General features: G+C 72.4%; 5 protein-coding genes. 1 reads left to right on the top strand and 4 read right to left on the bottom strand.

Annotated features, from left to right (window positions below; genetic code table 11):
• Positions 1 to 2: 2 nt before the first annotated feature.
• The 3 genes from DN051_RS03925 to DN051_RS03915 form a co-directional block, all read right to left on the bottom strand.
• A complete protein-coding gene (locus DN051_RS03925; RefSeq protein ID WP_112437984.1) occupies positions 3 to 9,092 on the bottom strand; it encodes a non-ribosomal peptide synthetase in 9,090 nt (3,029 codons plus the stop codon).
• Positions 9,092 to 13,063 (bottom strand): non-ribosomal peptide synthetase, encoded by a 3,972-nt coding sequence (locus DN051_RS03920; protein WP_425471723.1) that lies wholly within the window; start codon positions 13,061 to 13,063, stop codon positions 9,092 to 9,094. Before DN051_RS03920 ends, DN051_RS03925 begins: the two co-directional genes overlap by 1 nt.
• Positions 13,064 to 13,772: 709 nt before the next feature.
• Positions 13,773 to 14,129: a hypothetical protein gene (locus DN051_RS03915; protein ID WP_112437983.1), complete on the bottom strand. Its 357-nt coding sequence runs from the start codon at positions 14,127 to 14,129 to the stop codon at positions 13,773 to 13,775.
• 144 nt (positions 14,130 to 14,273) lie between these two features.
• On the opposite strand from DN051_RS03915, the gene DN051_RS03910 reads away from it, so the two are divergent.
• On the top strand, positions 14,274 to 15,254 hold the full coding sequence (locus DN051_RS03910; RefSeq protein ID WP_053757740.1) for a TrmB family transcriptional regulator: 981 nt from the start codon (positions 14,274 to 14,276) through the stop codon (positions 15,252 to 15,254).
• Positions 15,255 to 15,343: 89 nt separating this feature from the next.
• On the opposite strand, the gene DN051_RS03905 is transcribed toward DN051_RS03910, so the two are convergent.
• Complete coding sequence (locus tag DN051_RS03905; RefSeq protein ID WP_162624840.1) at positions 15,344 to 19,093, bottom strand: S8 family serine peptidase; 3,750 nt, start codon at positions 19,091 to 19,093, stop codon at positions 15,344 to 15,346.
• Between the last annotated feature and the right edge of the window lie 63 nt (positions 19,094 to 19,156).

Below are 19,156 nucleotides of genomic sequence, written 5' to 3'. Positions count from 1 at the left end.
CCTCAGGACGACGCGGTGTCGCGGATCGGGCCGGCGCTCGCCTCGGCGGGGTCCGCCGCGAGGACGGGGGCGATGGCGTGGACGTGGGGCTCCGCGACGAGTTCGTAGTGGTCGGCGTCGACGTGGTGGACGGCGAACGGCCGGGGCAGATGGGCGTCCCAGGCGTCGGGCGCGGTCGGTTCCGGCGCCAGAATGCCCTCGCCCACGGCGCGGCCGGCCAGCCACAGCACGCTGGGGGTGCGCTCCAGCCGGGGCGGACGGTGCTCGGTCATCGCCGCGAGGTTGCTGCGGCAGCGGCGCGCCAGGCGTTCGGCGTAGGCGCGGCCGGACTGCGGCAGCGTTCCGGCACCGTTGCCGCTCATCTCGCGCGCGAAGACGGCCTCCACCTGCTGTTCGTCGTAGTCGGCGAGCCGTTTGCCCGCGTCCGGCGGCGGCGGGTCGAGCAGGTACAGCGCCTCGGCCGGCCGGCCCTCCGCCTCGGCGTGTGCCGCCATCGACACGGCCATCCAGGCCCCGAACGACCAGCCCGCCAGCCGCAGCCGCCGGTCGGGTTCGGGGAAAGCGGCCCGTACGGCCGCCAGGTAGTGCGCGGCACGGTCGTCCATGGGCAGGTCGGGCAGGTCCGGGTGGCGCAGTCCGGGGTCGGCGATCAGACACACCGTCGGGTCGCCGGGCAGGGCGGAGACCAGCGGCCGGTAGGCCTGGATGTCACCGCCGACCGGATGCACCAGGCACAGCACGTCCCGGCTCGTTCCGCGCTGCCACACCTCGACGTCCACGGCCGGAGAGTCCGGCGCTCCGGTACCGAGGTGGCCGACGATCTCGGCGAGACTCACCCGGTGGCTGAGCCGGGAGAGGTCGACGTCGCTGCCGTATCGGCGCTTCACCTCGTCGAGCAGTTCCAGCAGGGTCAGTGAGTCCGCGCCCAGGTCGTACAGCGCGGCGTCGGGGTCGAGGGAATCCGTGCCGAGCAGGTCGAGCAGGACACCGGTGAGCTCCGCCGTGGCGTCGCGGGGCGCGACTGCGCCGACGTCGGCTGCCGGCCCGTGCGGCCGTGCCGGTTCGTAGAAGTAGCGCGCCTGGTCGAGGGACGTGGTGCTGACCAGCAGGTGGGGCAGGCGCAGGTGCAGGGCTCGCGCGAACACCGACGAGCCGTCCTGCGGGGTCAGCGCCACCTCCAGGTGGTCCTGGTGGCGGGCGTCGGCCGACAGCGCGTGCTGCGCCATGCCCACCTCACGCCAGGCGTCCCAGCCGATGCTCAGACGTGCCGTGGACTGCTCGCCTCCGTGCGGTGCGTAGTGCGCGCACGCGTCCAGGAAGGCGTTGCCCGCCGCGTAGTCGAACTGCCCGACTCCGCCGTACGAGGCCGCCATCGACGAGCAGTAGGCCGCGTAGTCGGGGCGGTGCTCGGCGACGAGCCGTTCGACGAGCACCGCGCCGCGCAGCTTGGCCGCCGTGACGCGTCGGGCGGCGGCGGTGTCGCGGTGGGCGAGCAGTCCTCCGGCAGCCGTGCCGACGGCGTGCACGATCCCGGCGAGGCCCTCGGTCAGATGCGGCGCGAGGCGCTTCGCCACACTGGCCAGGTCGTCCACGGCCAGATCGGCCGCGACCAGCGCGACGCGGTCCCGATGCGTCCGGAGCGCGTCCGGTACGTCGGTTCCGCGGGCGACCAGGACGACGCGGTTGGCGGGGTGCTCCAGAAGACGTGCGGCCAGCGTGCTGCCGATGCCGCCGGTACCGCCGAGCACCAGGTGGGTGCCGAGGGCGGCGGACGGGTCCGCGGCCGGCGGGGGCGCCGGGGCGGTGACGGGCTGCACGGCGGGATGCCACCAGTAGCCGTCGCGCAGCGCCGTCGCCCTGTCGGCGAGGCCGTCGTCGAGCAGCAGATCGGGCAGATGCGCCGCGAAGTCCGCCGGGTCAGGGCTGGGCAGGTCCGCCCAGCGCAGTGTCACGTCCAGCTCCTGGCGGGTGACTTCCGGGGCGGCGCCGAGGAGTCCGGCCGCGGGGGTGCGGACGGCGCCGGTGACCGGCTGCGCGCCGTGGGACAGCAGCCAGGCGCGTGGCCGTTGTGCCTGCGGGACACCGGCCAGGGTTCGGGCGAGTGCGGCCACGGTGTCGAGGCACGCCCAGTGAGCCGTGTCGAGGACGCTCTCGTCGATGTCGCCGCGCAGGGCCAGGGGCAGCGTGTGCAGCCAGTCGATGCCGGACGCGGCCACGGGGGCGAGTACGTCCAGCAGGGCGGTCAGGTGCCCGGAGTCGGTGAGATCGGCCTCGTAGGCGTCGTCGCCGAGGCTCCGGAAGGTCTGTCCGGCGCGGACGGTCACCACGCGGGCGTAGTGCCGCGTGAGGAATCCCCACGACGGGAGTGCGGTGTCGGGGGCGGCGGCCACCACTGCGGTGCGCCGGCCTTCACCGGTGCTGGTGCTGGTGCTGGTGCGGGCACGGCGCAGGCGTGTCCACTGGGTCTGGTGCAGCCACTGGTCGGCGGGCAGCCGCTGCGGGCGCGAGCTGCCGGACTCCGGAACGGGCAGATCGGCCCCGGCCGTGGCGGACGTGCGGGGGAAGTCGTAGTCCGCCGTGTCGAAGGCGGGCGGCGGGAAGTCCCATGGCGCGGGCGCGGGACCCGATGCCCACATGACGGTGTGTCCGGCGGTCCAGGCCGTGGCGAGCGCGTGCGGGCCGCGGTCCCGGGCGGGGACGGTGTCCTGTGGCGGTGGTGACGTGACCTCGAAGTCCGAGTCGAGCCAGGCGACGGCGGCCGTGGCGTCCGGACAGGTGGCCGCCGCGCGGTGACGCAGCGCGGGCCGGCCCGCCTGGAGGTGGCGCAGGACCCGCGGATAGGCCTCCGGGTGTGCCCGCAGATACGCGGCGATACGGCGCCCGTCGGCACGCAGCGCGGACGGGGAACTGCTGGACAGCACCAGGCAGGGCACCGCGTTCGGCGCGGTGGCGGCGGGCGGGACCGGCTCCGGGTGCTCCAGCAGCAGATGGGCGTTGGTGCCGCCGATGCCGAAACTGCTCACGGCGGCCATCCGCGGCACGCCCGCCGGCCAGGGCTCGGCGGCGACGGGTACGCGGAACGGCCCGTCCTCCATCTCGGGGTTGAGCCGGTCGAAGTCCGCCGTGGGCGGGATCGTCCCGTGATGCACGGCGAGCACCGCACGCACGAGTCCGACGACGCCTGCCGCCGCGCCCAGATGCCCGATCTGGCTCTTCACCGAGGACAGTGCCACGCGCGCGTCGTCGGCCAGGCCGTATGCCTGCCTCAGGGCCGCGGCCTCCACCGGATCCCCGAGCCGGGTGCCGGTGCCGTGCGCCTCGATGTATCCCGGGTCGGTGCCGGTACGGCCGCTGCGGTGCAGGGCCGTACGGATCGCCTCCCGCTGCCCGGGCAGGGAGGGCGCGCTGTAACCGAGCTTGTCCGAGCCGTCGTTGTTGAGTGCCGAGCCGGTGACGACCGCGTACACGGTGTCGCCGTCCCGGAGCGCGGCGGACATCGGTTTGAGGACGACCACTCCGGTGCCGCTGCCTCCGACCGTGCCCTCGGCGTCCGCGCTGAACGGCCGGCAGTGCCCGTCCGGGGAGAAGATGTGCTGCGGCCGGTAGACGTAGCCGTCCGTCAGCTCGGTGTCGACGAGGACACCGCCGACCAGCATCACGTCGGCGTCGCCGTGTCGCAGCATTCCGGCGGCGACGTGCACGCCGGCGAGGGAGCTGGAGCAGGCGGACTGGACCGTCAGGGCCGGGCCGGTGAGTCCGAGATGGTAGGCGGCCTTGGTGGCGAGGAAGTCCTTCTCGTGGTGCAGGGCCAGCCGGAAACCGTCGGGCAGCGCGTCCGGGTCGCCCTCGCGCAGCATGCGCTGGAAGTACGTGTTCTCGCCGCAGGACGCCACCAGCCCGACCCGCTGGGAGTCCGGGTCGCCGAGACCGGCGTGGGCGAGTGCCTCGACGCAGTTCATCAGCAGCTGGCGCTGCTGGGGATCCATCAGGCGCGCCTCCTGCGGGCTGATGGTGAACCGGCCGGGGTCGAAGGCGAGCGGCCCCTCCAGCTGGCTGCGGGCGCCGACGCGGCCGTCGGTCGCGGGGAAGTGCTCGATGCCGCGACGGCCGGAGGTGACCAGGTCCCAGAAGGCGGCGAGGTCGGGTGCCCCTGGCAGCCGTACCGCCATGCCGATGACGGCGATGTGCTCGCCGGCCCGCTCCGCTTGTGTCGTACGGGCCGGCCGTTCGTCCGTGCGGCCGTCGAGGAGCCGCGCCAGAGCGCGCGGGGTGACGTGCTCGAACAGGTCCGGCACACCGAACGGGAGATCGCCCTCTCCGGCGCACCTGAGCTGGAAACGCATCAGGTCCAGGCTGGTGGCTCCCGCGTCGAAGAACCGCTGGTCCGCGGCGACCGGCTTGCCGGTGACGTTCTCGAACAGGTCGGTCAGGCGTTGTTCCCGCGGCGTCAGGGTCGCGCTCGCGGAACCGTGCGCGACCAGCTCATGTCCCGGAGCCGTCAGGGCGGCGCGGCGGTCGAGCTTGCCGCTGGGGGTGCGGGGCAGCTGTGCCAGTCGGCGGAAGCGGGCGACGCGCACATAGGCGGGCAGCAGACGTGCGAGGTGGTCGGTCAGGTCGGCGAGGCCGGGGTCCTCGCCCCGGCACTCCAGCGCGGCCACCAACCGGCCGTCCTGGACGACGGCGACGGCGTTGGTCACGACGGGGTGGCGAAGCAGTGCGGCCTCGACCTGTCCGAGCTCCAGCCGGTGTCCGCCGAGTTTGACCTGGCCGTCGGCGCGCCCGGCGTAGTGCAGCAGGCCCTGCCGGTCGAAGCGGGCCAGGTCACCCGTGCGGTAGAGGGTGCCGAGGGCGGGATCCTCGACGTACCGGTCGTGGTGGGCCGGGTCGTCGCCCAGGTAGCAGCGTCCTGCCATCGGGCCACCGATCAGCAGGTCGCCGGTGACGCCCGGCGGGACGGGCAGTCCGTGGTCGTCGACCACCCGCAGTACGGCGTGGGACACGGGACGTCCGATGGCGGGCCGCGCCGGCCAGGCGGCAGGGTCCCCGTCGAGGCACAGGGCGCTGACGACATGGGTCTCGGTGGGGCCGTAGTGGTTGAACAGACGCGCGCCGGGCAGACCGGCGAACCAGCGGCGGATCGCGTCGGTGCACACCAACTGCTCGCCGGCCGTGACGACCTCGCGCAGCCGGGACGGGAACCGGCCGGTTCGTGCACCGTGTTCGGCGAGGAGTTGCAGTGCCACGTACGGCAGGAAGATCCGCTCCGCTCCGCCGCTCTCCAACCGCTCCAGCAGCGCGGGGACGTCCTGCCGCCAGGCCGGTTTCACGAGGCGCAGCAGACCGCCGGAGCACAAGGTGGTGAAGATCTCCTGGAAGGAGACGTCGAAGGACAGCATGGAGAACTGCTGGGTGACGGCGGGACGGTCCAGGCCGCCCTCGGCGTGTTGCCAGGTCAGCAGGTTGCACAGGGTGCGATCGGGTACCTGGACGCCCTTCGGCGTACCGGTGGACCCGGACGTGAACAACGTGTAGAGCGGGCGGGGCCCCTGACGGCGGGGCACGGGCGCGGCCTGCGGAGCGGCGGCCAGGGTGAGCGGGTGCCGGGGCAGCGCCGGTGGGGCCAGCGTGTCGAGGACGTCGAGGTCCTCGGGGGCCACCAGGACGCACAGCGGGTCGGACTGGCCGAGCACATGGCGCAGCAGGGCGGGCGGGTAGGCCGGGTCGAGGGGAACGACGGTCACGTTGAGGCGGGCCGCCGCGAGCAGGGCCACGACGTGTTCGACGGACGGCTGCAGGTAGAGGGCGACGGCCGCGGGAGCGGCGGGGTCCGACGGCAGGCGCGCTTGCAGGGTGGATGCCAGCTCATCGGCCTGCGCGTCGAGTTCGGCGTAGGTGAGGCTCAGGTCGTCGATGGTGACGGCAGTCGCGTCGGGGGTGCGGGCCACCTGCCGGGCGAATCCCTCGGCGACCGTCGCGAAGTCGGGTTCCCGGGCGGAGCCCCGGCCGGTGTCCGGCAGGTCGTGGCGGTAGGGGGCGACCAGTTCGCGCAAGGTGATGCCGCCGTCCGCGCTGAGGTGGTCGAGGGCCCGGCGGAAGAGTCGGGCCGCCGCCTCGGCGCGGTCGGCGCCGAGGTCGTCGCGGTACTCCCACAGGCAGTCGAAGCCGGCCTCGTGCTCGACCACGGACAGGGTGAGGGCGCACTTGGCGCCCAGGGGCCGCGGCCATTCGGGTCGGGTCTCGCAGCCGTCGAGCCGCAGGGCGGAGAACTCGGTGTTCTCCAGCACGAACAGGTAGTCGAACAGGGGGGTGCGTTCGCGCAGGTCCGGGTCGGCCAGGAGGTCGGCGAGCGCGACGTCCTGGCCCTCCAGCACGGTGCGGACGGTGCCGGAGTGCGCGGCGAGGTGCTCCGCGAGGGAGTCGCCCGGGCGCGCGGCGAGGTCGAGCAGGACGGTGTTGGCGAACATGCCGACCGTGTCCGCGAATTCGGGGCGAGGCCGGTTCGCCACGGGGGTGGCGACGAGGGGGCGGCTCTGCCCGGTCACGCCGTACACACTCGCGGTGAAGGCGGACACCAGGAGCTGGAACCTGGTCAGGCCGAGTTCCGCGGCGCGGCGGTCCAGCGCGGTCCGCCGCACCAGGTCGAGGGAGGTGCGCAGCAGGCCCGCCTGCGGCCGGAGCGTGTCCTCGGGTGCGGACAGGGCCGGCGACGGCTCACCGTCGGCGCCGTAGTGGGCCAGCAGTTCGCCGCGGCGGTGCCGGTAGGCGGGGCTGGTGTGCCAGGTCCGCTGCCAGTGGGCGAAGTCGGCCGGCGTGATGCCGGACACCGGGACGGGGTCCGCGCCGCGGTAGCCGTCGGTGAGGTCGCGCAGGAGCAGATTGAGCGACCAGCCGTCCACGGCCACGTGATGCAGGTGGAGCAGGAGCACGCCGCCGTCGGGCCGCTGAACCCAGGCCGCCCGCAGCATCCGCGGGTCGGCGAGGTCGAAGCGGTGGGCGAAGAAGCGGTCCGCGATGTCCTGCCACTGTTCCTCCGGGTCGGAGTCCAGCCGGTGCCAGGGGTCGTAGGGTTCACCGGTCTGCTGCAGCAGGCCGTGCGGGGTGGCCACCAGGCCGGTGCGCAGGGCGGGGTGCCGTTCGACCAGCGTGTGCACCGCACGGCGCAGGGCAGACACGTCGACCGGGCCCGAGATGCGGAAGACCAGCGGCACGTCGTAGGAGCCGTCCGCGGGATCGCGCTGGTGGAGGAACCACAGGCGTTCCTGCTCGCTGGTCGCCGGCGCGGTCGCGTCGCCGGTGGCGACCGGTACGGGCGGACAGCCGCCCGCTGCCGCGTCGGGCGCGTGGACGGCGTCCGTCACGGCGGCGAAGTCGGCGCGCAGCACCACGTCCTGCGGCAGGTCGACGCCGAAGCGGCCGAGGATCTCGAAGCGGAACCGCAGCGCCTTGAGGGAGTCACCGCCACTCGGTATCCACCGGTCGTGGGGGCGCAGGCCGGTCACGGCGAGGACGCCCTCGGCGATGTCCAGCACCGACCGCTGCTCGGCGCTGATGTGTACGTCGCGGTCCGGGGCGCCGCGCCACGGCTCCCGGGCCTCGCGCAGCAGCGCCGCCTGGTCGGCCTTCCCGTTGGCGGTCAGCGGAAGCTCGGTCACCAGGTGGGTGTGGTGCGGGCGCATGTACGGCGGCAGCGCGGTGGTGAGGTGGCGTTCGTAGGCGTCGTAGGTCAGCTCCTCGCCCGGCACGAGGAAGGCCAGCAGCTCGTTGCGGCCCTCCGGATCGCGCCTCGTGCACACATGGGCCCCGCGCACGGCGGGGTGGGCCAGCAACTGGGCTTCTACCTCACCCGGTTCGATGCGGAACCCGCGCACCTTGACCTGACGGTCGGCCCGGCCGACGTAGATCACACGGCCGTCGGTGTCCCGGCGGACGAGATCGCCGGTGCAGTACCAGCGGCACGGCCGGCCGTCCGGGTCGGGCAGTTCGACGAAACTCCGCTCGGTCTGCTCGGGCAGATTGCGGTAGCCGCGGGCGAGCGCGTCGCCGGACAGCAGCAGTTCGGCCACCTCGCCCGGCTCGGCGGTGCGTCCGTCCTCGATGCGCAGCAGCAGGCCGGTGCCCGGCAGCGCGGTACCGATGGGGATCGTGTCGCCGGTGAAGTCGCGGGGGATCGGGTGGCACAGGGCGAACGTGGTCGCCTCAGTCGGCCCGTACGCGTTGTGCAGGACGGTACGGGAGGTGGGGTTGGCGTCGTACCAGCGGCGTATCAGGGGGACGTGCAGCTGCTCGCCGCCGATGAGCACCCGGGCGACGTCGGCGAAGCAGTCGGGCACCTTCTCGACGACCGCGTTGAACAGCGCGACCGTGATGAACATGGTGTCGACACGGCGTTCGCGCAGCACGTCGGCGAACCGGTGCGGGCTCTGCACCTGCGCGTCGTCCAGGACGACACATGTGCCGCCGGTCACCAGCGGTGCCCACACCTCGAAGCTGAGGGCGTCGAAGGCCGGGTTGGCCAGTGAGGCGAACCGGGTGCCGTGGCCCGGCTCGATGTAGCCGGGCCGGGCCAGGCGCAGTATGCCCTCGTCGGTGACTTCCACGCCCTTGGGGCGGCCGGTGCTGCCGGAGGTGTAGAAGACGAAGCCCGTGCCGGTGTCACCTTCGGCGGCGGACATGCTCAGGGCCGGGGCGGCGGGTCCGGTCTGTTCCTCCGGGGCGAGCAGCAGATCGACCGGCACGTCGTCCGGCGCGTGCGCGTCGTCGCGGATCACGGCGACGGCGCCGCTGTCCCGCAGGATGTGCCGCTGCCGGTCGGGCGGGCTGAGCCGGTCCAGGGGGACGACGCCGGCTCCGGCGCGGCGGATGCCGAGCAGGACGCAGACCAGTCGCCAGGAGCGGGGCAGGGCGACGGCCACGGTGTGCCCGGGGCGCACTCCGAGGGAGTGCAGCCGGGTGGCGACCCGTTCGCTGAGCAGGTCGAGTTCGGTGTAGTCGAGGGTGCGCGCGCCGTCCTCGACGGCGTCGGCGTGCGGGGTGCGGCGGGCCTGCGCCAGGACCGCGTCGGCCAGCGGGCTGAGGGGGGCCGGGTGGTTCATCACGCCTCCCGCGCGGGCGTGGCGGGCGACGAGGCCTCGGTGGCGCCGGACTCGTGGCGGAGCAGTTCGGCGGTCAGCAGGGCGCCCACGCGGGCTGCCCCGGCGCCCTCCAGGATCTCCCAGTGGTCGCACTCCATCGTCTCGACACGGAACTCGCCCTGCGCACGGCGCCGCCAGAAGTCGCGGACCTCGGCGTGGAAGGCGGTGTCGGTGCCCTCGGGCACGGCCTGGGCCAGGATCGTCCGGGCCGGGGAGGCGGCGGGGACATGGTCGCGGGCCGTGAGCCGGTTGTGGTTGTAGATACGGAAGTAGCGTTCGACCTGCGCGTCGTCGATACCGGGGTACATGCCGTTGAACCTGATGAGTTTGTCGCGGAACTCGGCGGCGTCGACCGGGGCGATCGCCGCGCGGGCGGCGTCGTCGTCGGTGGCCTGGGTGTCGAGGAGGACCACACTCACGTCCCGGTGCCCGGCCAGGCTCAGCCGGCGTCCCATCTCGTGCGCGACGAGGCCGCCGTAGGAGAGCCCGGTCAGGACCAGCGGTTCCTGGTCGTCGATCGGTCCGAGGAGACGCAGGTACGCCTCGGCCATGGCCTCGACGCTCGGCAGTACCTCCTCGCCCGGGTTCACACCCGGTGACTGGATCCCGTGGAACCCGGCCCGTTCGGGCAGGTGGGCGGCGAGGGGCAGGTAACAGAACGCGGTGCCGCCGGCGGGATGGACGCAGACGGCCCGAGGGCCCGTGCCCCGCCGGAACTGTATGAGACTGCCGGGTGCGCGTCGGACGGCGTCCTCCCGCAGAAGGGCCCCGAGCGACTCGATGGTGGGCCGCAACATGACCTCGGCGACGGGCAGTTGGCGGCCGAAGGTCTCACTCACCTCATAGGCCATCTTGATGGCCGAGAGGGAGGTGCCGCCCAGGTCGAAGAAGTTGTCGCGCACGCCGATGTCGCGGTGCAGCAGGATGCCGTGCCAGATGCGGTACAGGGCGTGTTCGACGTGGTCCCGGGGGCTGGTCGTGTTGACCTGGGTGGAGGACCGCTCCCGCGCGAGCCGCAGCAGCTCCGCGCGGTCGACCTTGCCGCTGCGGTTGAGGGGGAGCGACTTCAGTTCGACGACGACGGCGGGGATCATGTAGTCGGGCAGTCGGCGGGCGAGGGCCGTGCGCCAGTCCTGCACCGGGTGGCTCGACGTGCCGTCCCGGCCGACCGCGGCGACCAGCCGTGGGTGCCCCGCCGTGTCTCGGTCGACGAGGACCGCCGCTTCACGTGTGCCGGGCAGCGCCATGAGCGCCGCCTCGATCTCGGCGGGCTCGATACGGAAGCCGCGCAGCTTGACCTGGTCGTCGGCGCGTCCGGCGTAGTGGGCCTGGCCGTCGTCGCCCCAGCGGGCGAGATCCCCCGTGCGGTACACCTGCGCGCCGGGCACGAACGGGTCCGGCAGGAAGCGTTCCTTGGTCTGGTCGGGGCGGTTGAGATAACCACGCGCCAGCGACGCCCCGCCGAGGTACACCTCTCCCACCACTTCGGGCGGCACGGGCTGCATTCTGCCGTCCAGCACGTACAGGCGGGTGCCGGGCAGCGGCCGGCCGATGGGGCAGGGCCGCTCCAGCGGGCGGGGGTCGTAGTAGGCGGTGCTGTACAAGGTCGCCTCGGTGGGGCCGTATCCGAAGCAGATCCGCAGACCGGGCAGGTGCTGTGTCATCCGGTGCAGTGCGGCCTCGGTCAGGGACTCGACGCCGGTCAGCAGTTTGCGCAGCGGCAGGTCCCGCAGCCGTTCGGCCGGGTCCTCGTCGATCCACTTGACATAGGCGGGCGGCAGGAACGACTGGGTGACCTCGCGCTCACGCATCCAGCCCAGGAGCGCGGAAGGGTCCCCGCGCAGTTCCTCGGGAACGATGTGCACGACGCCGCCGGTGGTCAGGGGCAGCAGCAGTTCGTGGACCGAGGCGTCGAAGCCGATGCTGGACCAGGCGGAGCCGACCTCGCCCGGCTCGGCGCCCATCCGGTCCTGCCAGGTCGCGAAGAGGTTGAGAACACTGCGGTGCTCGACGCAGACGCCCTTGGGCCGGCCCGTGGACCCGGACGTGAAGATCACGTAGGCCGTCCGGTCCTGGGCCCGGTCCACGCCGGCCGGCGGGCGGTCTCCCGTTGTTCCCTCCGCCTCGACGGTGGCGAGGTGCAGCCACTGCTCCGGGCGGTCCCCGGGGCCGTGGTCGCTGAGCACGACGGGGCACGCGGCGTCCTCGACCATGCCGGCCAGGCGTTCCACGGGCTGGTGCGGGTCGAGCGGCAGATAGGCGGCGCCCGCCTTGAGGATGCCCAGGATGCCGACGGCCAGATCGCACGTCCGGCGCATGTGCAGGCCCACGACATCGCCGGGGCGTACGGAGCGGGCGGCCAGGGCGTGCGCCAGCCGGTTCGCCTGCTGGTCGAGCGTGGCGTAGTCCACGGTGCTGTCCCGGTCGGCCACGGCCGGCCGGGCGGGGTGCTGCCGGGCCTGCGACTCGAAGAGGGAGGCGATCCCGTCGGCCGCGCGCAGCGCCTGCGACGGCGAGTCCGACGGGACGGCTTCCGTGGCGTCGCCCTCGCGGACCAGCCGGGCGTGCTCGGCCGGATCCATCAGTTCCAGATTGCGGATGTCGCGCTCGGGGTGCCGCGCCAGATCGGTGAGCAGGTGGCGCAGATGTGCCGCCCAGCGACGGGCGGTGGCGTGGTCGACGAGTGCCGTCGCGTAGTCCAGATGTCCGGTGAGCCGGCCCTGCGACTCGGTCGCGGACAGCGCGAGATCGAACTTGGCCGGGGCGTCGGCGATCGACAGCGGCCGGACCTCCATACCCGGCAGGCTCAGTACGTCCTGCCGGTCGGGCACCCACGCCAGCATGGTCTGGAACAGGGGGGTGTGGGAGGCGCTGCGCGGAGGGTTGACCAGTTCGACGATGCGCTCGAAGGGCAGGTCCTGATGGGCGAGAGCCTCACGGACGACGACGCGGGTACGCGACAGCGCCTCGGACACGGTGGGGGCGTCGGACAGATCGATGCGCAGGGGCAGCGAGTTGACGAGGAAGCCGATCAGGTCGGAGGACTTCGGTCCGCGCCGGCCGGCCACCGGGCTTCCGACAACGATGTCCTCCTGCCCGGTCAGCCGCGACAGGAGAATCGCCCAGCCGGTCAGCACGGCCACGAACAGGGTGGCGCCGTGTTCGCGCGCCAGACGGCGCAGGTCCGCCGTGACGTCGGCGTCCACCTCGAAGACGACCCGGCCGCCGGCGTAGTCCTGCTCCGCCGGGCGCGGCCCTCGTGCGGGCAGTTCCAGCACCGGCGGCGCGTTCCGCAGCGCCCGTTTCCAGTACTCCTCCTGCGCCGCGAGGGCACCGCTGCGCACGGCCTCGAGCTGGGCCTGCGCGTGGTCGGCGTACTGCGCCGGAGCGTCGGGCAGGGGGTTGGGGGCGCCGGTGAGTATCGCCTCGTAGAGGAGCCCGATCTCCTTCATCATCACACTCATCGAGGCACCGTCGTAGATGGCGTGGTGGAAGGTGAGGAGCAGTACGTGGCGCTGCGGTTCCAGGGCGAGCAGGTGGCCTCGGCCGAGCGGCCCGGCCGCGAGGTCGAACGGGCGCTCCGCCTCGACCCGTTGGCAACGGGCCACATGTGCGTCGGCGTCGGGCAGGCGGGTCAGGTCCTCGAAGGTCAGCAGGAAGCCGGCGCCCGGCGGGTCGATGTGCTGACGGACCCCGCCCTCCTCCGCCACCAGACGTGTGCGAAGGCTCATGTGCCGGTCCGTCACATCGTCGAGCGCCCGGGCGAGCACGTGTTGATCGAGCGGGCCGGTGAGTTCGAAGGCCAGGGTCTCGTTGTAGGCGGCGTTCGCGCCCGGCAACTGGGCCAGGAACCACAGGCGCTGCTGTGCGAAAGAGGCAGGACGGACCGAGAACGCGAGGCGGACTGCGTCGGGGGTGTGCTGCACCGGCAAGGCCTGGCCTTCCTGTCGGGGTGGGACGGGGAGGATCGGGAACGCGGCGAACGGAGACGTCACGAAGGGTGCACGCGAGGTCCCCGAATCGGGTGTCGGGGAGGTGTTCAGGGAGGCGACGGACACCGGGTCGGTTACATCTTTCCGTTGGTCAGGTGGAGTTGATGTGAAGCGTCCATGACACGGAGGCGATCATGATTCACTTGCGGAGGGGGTGTCAATACTTAACTTCGCTCGCCGGGTTGCCCTGGAAGCGCCGACTTCCGGCGGCCTCGGAGCGAGCCTGAACCACCTACGGCGGCAGCGTGGAGCAGCACCGTCGTTGCCGGGAGCAGGTGTCTGCCGCAGGTGAGCGGATGTGCCACCAGCAGATGTGTACGAAGCCGTCCGCGGTGGTGGCCGTCGGTGGTGTCGATCAGTGGGTGGAGGCGCGGGAAGGTGTCGCGCGCCACGGGTCGTCACACGTTGTTTCCACCGTTGTCATCGAGCCGCCGCGCGGGCGCGATGCGAGAGCTGACCGGCCGGCACGGGGCGGTCGGCTCGTGGGGCTCGGGCGAAGCCCTCCGCGGGCGGACCAGGCGCTCGGCCGGGACCGGGCCGGCGTCGAGGCTGCGGGCGATGACCGGAGTCGGCCGGTGCGGTGAGAGGAATCACAGCCGTGGCGTGTGACGGCTCACGCCTGTTTTCCGTCCGGACTTCGTCCCGCGTGTCACCGCGACCAGTGTCGATCGGGCTCAGGGGTGCGGAGCGCGCTTCCGGGTGGCCTCAATGGGCCGCGGACCAATGGGGCCAGCGACGGCGCCGCGACACGTACCACGGTCCACTTGCCGAACAGCGCATGCTGGTGGAGCAGGCGCAGGGTGAAGGCGGAGGCCCATATCTCTGCGCCGGGCATCGAGGCGGCCAGGACCCAGATGCCGAGCGTGGGGTGCGGCTTCGCGAGGGGGTGCATCGATACATGCTCGATCCCGTCCCCGGGCACGGCCAGGGCGAGGACGTCTCGTGCCGGTACGTCCGGGAACGTCGCGTCCCCGGGACCTGACAGTTGCACATGGACGAGATACATGGGTCAACGGTGGTGACAGGCCCCAAGTTCGCACTACGGGGACAAGCTGTACGTTTGTGGTCATGGCCCAAATCGGCCAGCGTGCTGGTGGCCAAAGCTCCATGGCAAGATCGAGTAGTACCCGGAAAGAGGTGGCGGGCCCTCATGCTGTCGATGCTCGGATTGGACGAGGACACCGAAGCTCTCTACCGGACCATGCTGATGTATCCCGATTTGGGCGTTTCCGCTCTGAGTGAACACCTCGGGAGGCCGCAGGAGGCGATCCGCCGGGGACTCGACCAGCTGAGTGAGCTGGCCCTGGTGAGGCCCTCGTTCGAGGAGCCCGGACGGCTCAGAGCGGTCACACCCGAAGTCGGGCTGGAACTGTTGCTCAAGCGTCAGCAGGCGGACCTGGCCGCTCAGCAGCAGCGCGTCGAGGCTTCCCGGGCAGCCGCGGCGCAGCTCATCGCCGACTTCGCGGATGTGCGCTCCACGACCACACAGGCGGGTGTCGAGCACCTGGTGGGGATCGACGACGTCCGTGACCGGCTCGCCACGCTCGCGTGCGGCGTGGAGAACGAGGTCATGACCCTGGTGAAGGGCCAGCAGTCGGTCCAGGCGCTCGAGGCGGCGAAGCGGCTCGACGAACACCTCGCCGACCGGGGTGTCTCCTGCCGCACGGTCTACCTTCACAGCGCCCGCAACTGTCCGCGCACGACGGAGTACCTGACCTGGCTGGTCGAGCAGGGGGGCCAGGTGCGTACGGTGGCGACCCTGCCGACCCGCATGGTCATGTTCGACCGCACGCGGGCGGTCATCCCGCTGAAGAGCGATGACACCACGGCCGGCGGAGTGGTCCTGTCCGGGGAGGGGACCCTGGCCATGCTGGACGCCCTCTTCGAGACCATCTGGGACAGCGCCCGGCCGTGGGGCGACGAGTCGCGGCCCGACGCCCACGGCCTGACCGACAGCGAGTCCACCGTTCTGAAGCTCCTCGCGGCGGGCTACACCGACGAGGCGATCGCGAAACGGCTCGGGGTCTCCCATCGCACCGCCCGCCGCAAGGCCACGTGCCTCATGGAGCGCCTGGGGGCCCGGAGCCGTTTCGAGGCCGGAGTGCAGGCGGCCAAGCGCGGCTGGTTGTGAGAACCCCGGTGAGGGCCCGGCATCGGCACAAGGATGCCGGGCCCTCACCGAGGGCAACGCGGGCCGTCGCTACACGGAGGTCATCGCGGTCATGGGGCGATGCCCGCGGCACGCAGCACGGTCTGTTCGACCGTGTTGCCGCCGCTGTCCCCGGCGTACACGCGCAGCGACACATACCGGGCGGCGGAGGGGGCGCCCAGCTTCAGGCTCACCTTCCCGTTGCCCTTGCCGCTGAGCCGCGCCGTGGTCCAGGTGGCGCCGTCGTCGTAGGACAGCTGCACCTTGGTGGTGCGCAGGGCCGCGTTCGAGCCTCCTTGCAGATGTGTGGGTGTGACGAGCAGCGAGGCGTTGCGTGCCGCCTTGCCGTCGGTGGACGTCGGCAGGGCGTAGTCCAGCTGCACGAGCGGGAGTTTCACGCTGTCGTCCGATCGGCGTGGCGCGGCCGAGGTGAAGGCCCACTCGGTGCGGGTGGCGGTGGAGTACGGGAAGGCGGCGGTGGCGTTGCGGGTCGCCTTGTGCAGGAGCCGGTACTCACCCTTCTGCGCGGGTACGGTCGCCGTCACTCCGATGGCCCCCTCGGCCACCAGCGTCTCGCCCCGGTAGAGCGCGGTCTCCTGGGTGACGTCCTCGCTGCCGAAGGCGCTGTAGTTCGCGTGGCCGTTTCCGGAGTCGCTCCAGGACGGCACGGTGACATCGATCGTGTCGCCGGTACGCAGCGGCTGCGGGGAACCGGCGTTGATGCGCGGCCGCACCACGGGGCCGAACCAGCTCACGGCCGTGGTCCCGCCCGCTCGGTAGGTCACCGGTCCCGACGCGCTGTAGGCGTGCAGGTGCAGTTCGCCTTCCTCGGTCCAGGAGAAGCCGCTGTCGGTGCTGACGTAGTCGGTGCGGTGTGCGCCGGCCGTGCTCAGCCTGTTCGTGCCCACCCGGTACGTCGTCCAGGGGTGGACGTCGTACCGGTTCTCGTACACCTCGAGGCCGGTCGGATTCTCGAACGACGTCTCGACCCGGGCCAGTTGGCCGGCGGAGGGCGCGTGGACCAGATCGGAGGGGATGCGGCCCTGCCAGGTGCGGACGAGGTCGTACAGGTAGTCCGTGTCCGGGCGGGAGACCGCGCGCAGCGGCACGCTCGCCGTGGCGCTGGCGTCCACCCGCGAGATCAGTTCCTCACCCTTCGTGCGGGACAGGCCCACCACCTGGATCGTCGATCGGATGATGGGCTGACGCAGCCGCCCGTCGAGGTCGTTGACGAACAGCAGCAGCTTCACACCGGCGGCCTGTGCGGCCCTGATCTGGTCGTCCGCGGTGTCCTCGTCGCCGGAGTCCCAGCGCACCACCGCGGCCTTGCCCTCGGCGTCAACGCCCTCGTAGTCCTCGGCCAGTCCATCGCCGGGGTGGATCAGGTCGAGTTCGTAGTCGTCCTCGGGCAGCTTGGTCGAGCCCGGCATGGTCCACAGGTCGTCGAAGGTCTGCTTGCCGGAGGTGACGGAGAGCAGCGGCTCCTGGTTGCGCCAGCGGGCCGTGAGGTACTGCCGGCCGTCCTTGCCGGCCGCCACGGGTGCTGACCAGATGCTGTCGTACCCGACACCGACGAGCGTGCTTTCGGTGACCGACGTCCCGTCGTCGAACGCCCGGTGGTAGTCGAGGCGTTGCTCGAACGTCTCCGTCCGCTGCGGCGTGACCGGCTTGATCTGCCGAAGCTTCGTACCGTCGAACACCAGGTCGGTGGGCCCGGTGATGTCCACCTGGGGGATGACCATACGGGCGTACCCGGCCGAGGAGGCGCCATGGGTGCCCTCGACGCGGAAGTCGGCGAAGACGGTGTAGCGGCCCGGCGGCAGGATCTCGTCGGACCGGCCGCCGCCGAAGAGGTAGCTGCCCGCGTACTCGTCGCCCTTGCGGAAGAAGGTGAGGAGGCCGTCGGTCGCCTCGCCGGACCGGCCGCTGATCTTGGTGCGGACGTGGAAGTGCTGCTGGCGGGTGCTGACGCCGAGCGCGGTGCGGGTCAGTACCGTGCCGTCGGCGGATGCCGTGAGCCGTCCGGTCCAACGCTGCGCGGTGCCGGCCTTCTTGGGGTCCGTGGTGACCTCGGCGCCGGCGGTGCCGTGTGCGGGGACGGTGACCTTGCCGGGTGCGACGGTGAAGACGCCCGCGGGGACGCCCGGCGCGTCGACGGCGAGGTCGACGGTGACGGCCCGGTCCCCGGTGTTGCTGAAGGTCGCGGTGGACCGGACCGGGTCCTGGCCGGTGCCCGCGGGGTGGATGCCCGCGTCGATCGTGCCGGTCGCGGTGAGAGTCGCGTTCACCGCGGTGGCGTCGACCCGGCCGTTGCCGCCGTCGTCCACGCTGATGCCCGTGTCCTTGGCGGTGCTGACCAGCGCATCCTTGATGCGGCTGCCGGACCAGTCGGGATGCGCGGCGGCGACGAGAGCCGCCATGCCGGCCACGTGCGGCGTCGCCATGGACGTACCGCTGGCGCTCATGTAGGGACCGGAACCGTTGCTGCTGTACTGGGACCTGGCGGCCAGGATCCCGACGCCGGGAGCGGTGATCTCGGGCTTGAGGGCGTCGTCGCCGTAGCGGGGGCCGCGGCTGGAGAAGTCGGCCAGGGCGTCGGAGGAGTCGACCGCGCCGACGGTCAGCGCCGCGTCGGCGGTGCCGGGCGACCGGACGGTCTGCGGGCCGGGGCCGTCGTTGCCCGCCGCTATCGTGAACAGGGCGCCGGTCTCCGCGCTGAGTTCGTTCACCGCCCTGGCGAGGACGGTGTCGCCGTCGGCGTTCACGCCACTGCCCAGGCTCATGCTGATGACGCGGGCCCCGGCATCGCGGGCGGCCCATTCCATTCCGGCCAGGATCCAGGAGTCGTACCCGAAGCCCTGATCGGACAGGACCTTGCCCACGTGCAGGTCGACGCCGGGCGCGACGCCCTTCTCCTTGCCGTCGGAGGCGGCGCCGCTGCCGGCGATGGTGGAGGCGACGTGCGTGCCATGGCCGTCGCGGTCGGTGACGTTCTCGCCGGGGACGAAGCTGGCGGAGTCCACGACGGCGGCTTCGAGGTCGGGATGGTCCTCGTCGTAGCCGGTGTCGAGGACGGCCACCTCGACGCCTTCGCCGGTGTTGCCGTTCGCCCAGATTCCGGGGGCGCCGATCTGGGCGACGGACTCGCTGAGCGTGGCCTCGGACTTTCCGTCGAGCCACACCTTGGCGACACCGCCGCGCAGGCCTGCCTCGGTCTTCCGGGCCGCTGCCGCGGCGGATCCGGGACCGGTGCCGGTGAGTTCGCTCCACAGTTCATCGGAGTCCGCGCGGTCCGCGGCGAGGGCCACACCGTTGACGCTGGTGAGCGGCCGCACTCGGGTGGCGGTGCCGGGCAGGCCGTCGCCGCGCTTGCGCAAGGCGGTGGCCGAAGCCCCGGCCCCGTCGTAGGTGACGATGAGAGGCAGTTGCTTCAGTGACGCGTCGTCGTACCCGTCGGCCATCAGGCGCGTGACGTTGAACAGGCGGCTGTCCAGCGAGGCCAGGAACGGGTTCGCGGAGTCGGGGTAGACATAGGTGTCGCCGCCCGCGGTCAGCACACGGGCGCCGGTGGGTTCGCCGTCCGCACCTTGGACGGTCAGTGTGCCGGGGCCGCCGCCGGCGTCCGGGGTGATGGTGACCTTGTCGCCGGTGATCAGGGTGATGACCGAGGAGGCAACGTTGCCGGCGCGGGTCGTGCCGGCTGGCCGGGCGGTCCGCGAGGTGTCTGCGGACGCGGTCACGTGCGGGGTGACCGCGGTGACCAAGAGGGCGGCCGCGAGCACCAGCCCGCGGGGCCTTCTTCGGGATGATTCGTGTGTCAAAGGATCTTCCTCGACTGCATCGATGTACAGGTCGGCCAGAATCTATGCCGCCGAAGTCGATCT

The organism is Streptomyces cadmiisoli (genome assembly GCF_003261055.1).
Taxonomy (GTDB): Bacteria; Actinomycetota; Actinomycetes; order Streptomycetales; family Streptomycetaceae; genus Streptomyces; species Streptomyces cadmiisoli.
The sequence above is the reverse complement of the archived record's forward strand: the minus strand, read 5'-3'. Positions and strand labels throughout refer to the sequence as shown.

Bases quoted from the DNA above. Each gene is read 5' to 3' on its own strand.
- DN051_RS03925 (WP_112437984.1), bottom strand. From the start codon at position 9,092: ATGAACCACCCGGCCCCCCTCAGCCCGCTGGCCGACGCGGTCCTGGCG.
- DN051_RS03915 (WP_112437983.1), bottom strand. From the start codon at position 14,129: ATGTATCTCGTCCATGTGCAACTGTCAGGTCCCGGGGACGCGACGTTC.
- DN051_RS03910 (WP_053757740.1), top strand. From the start codon at position 14,274: ATGCTGTCGATGCTCGGATTGGACGAGGACACCGAAGCTCTCTACCGG.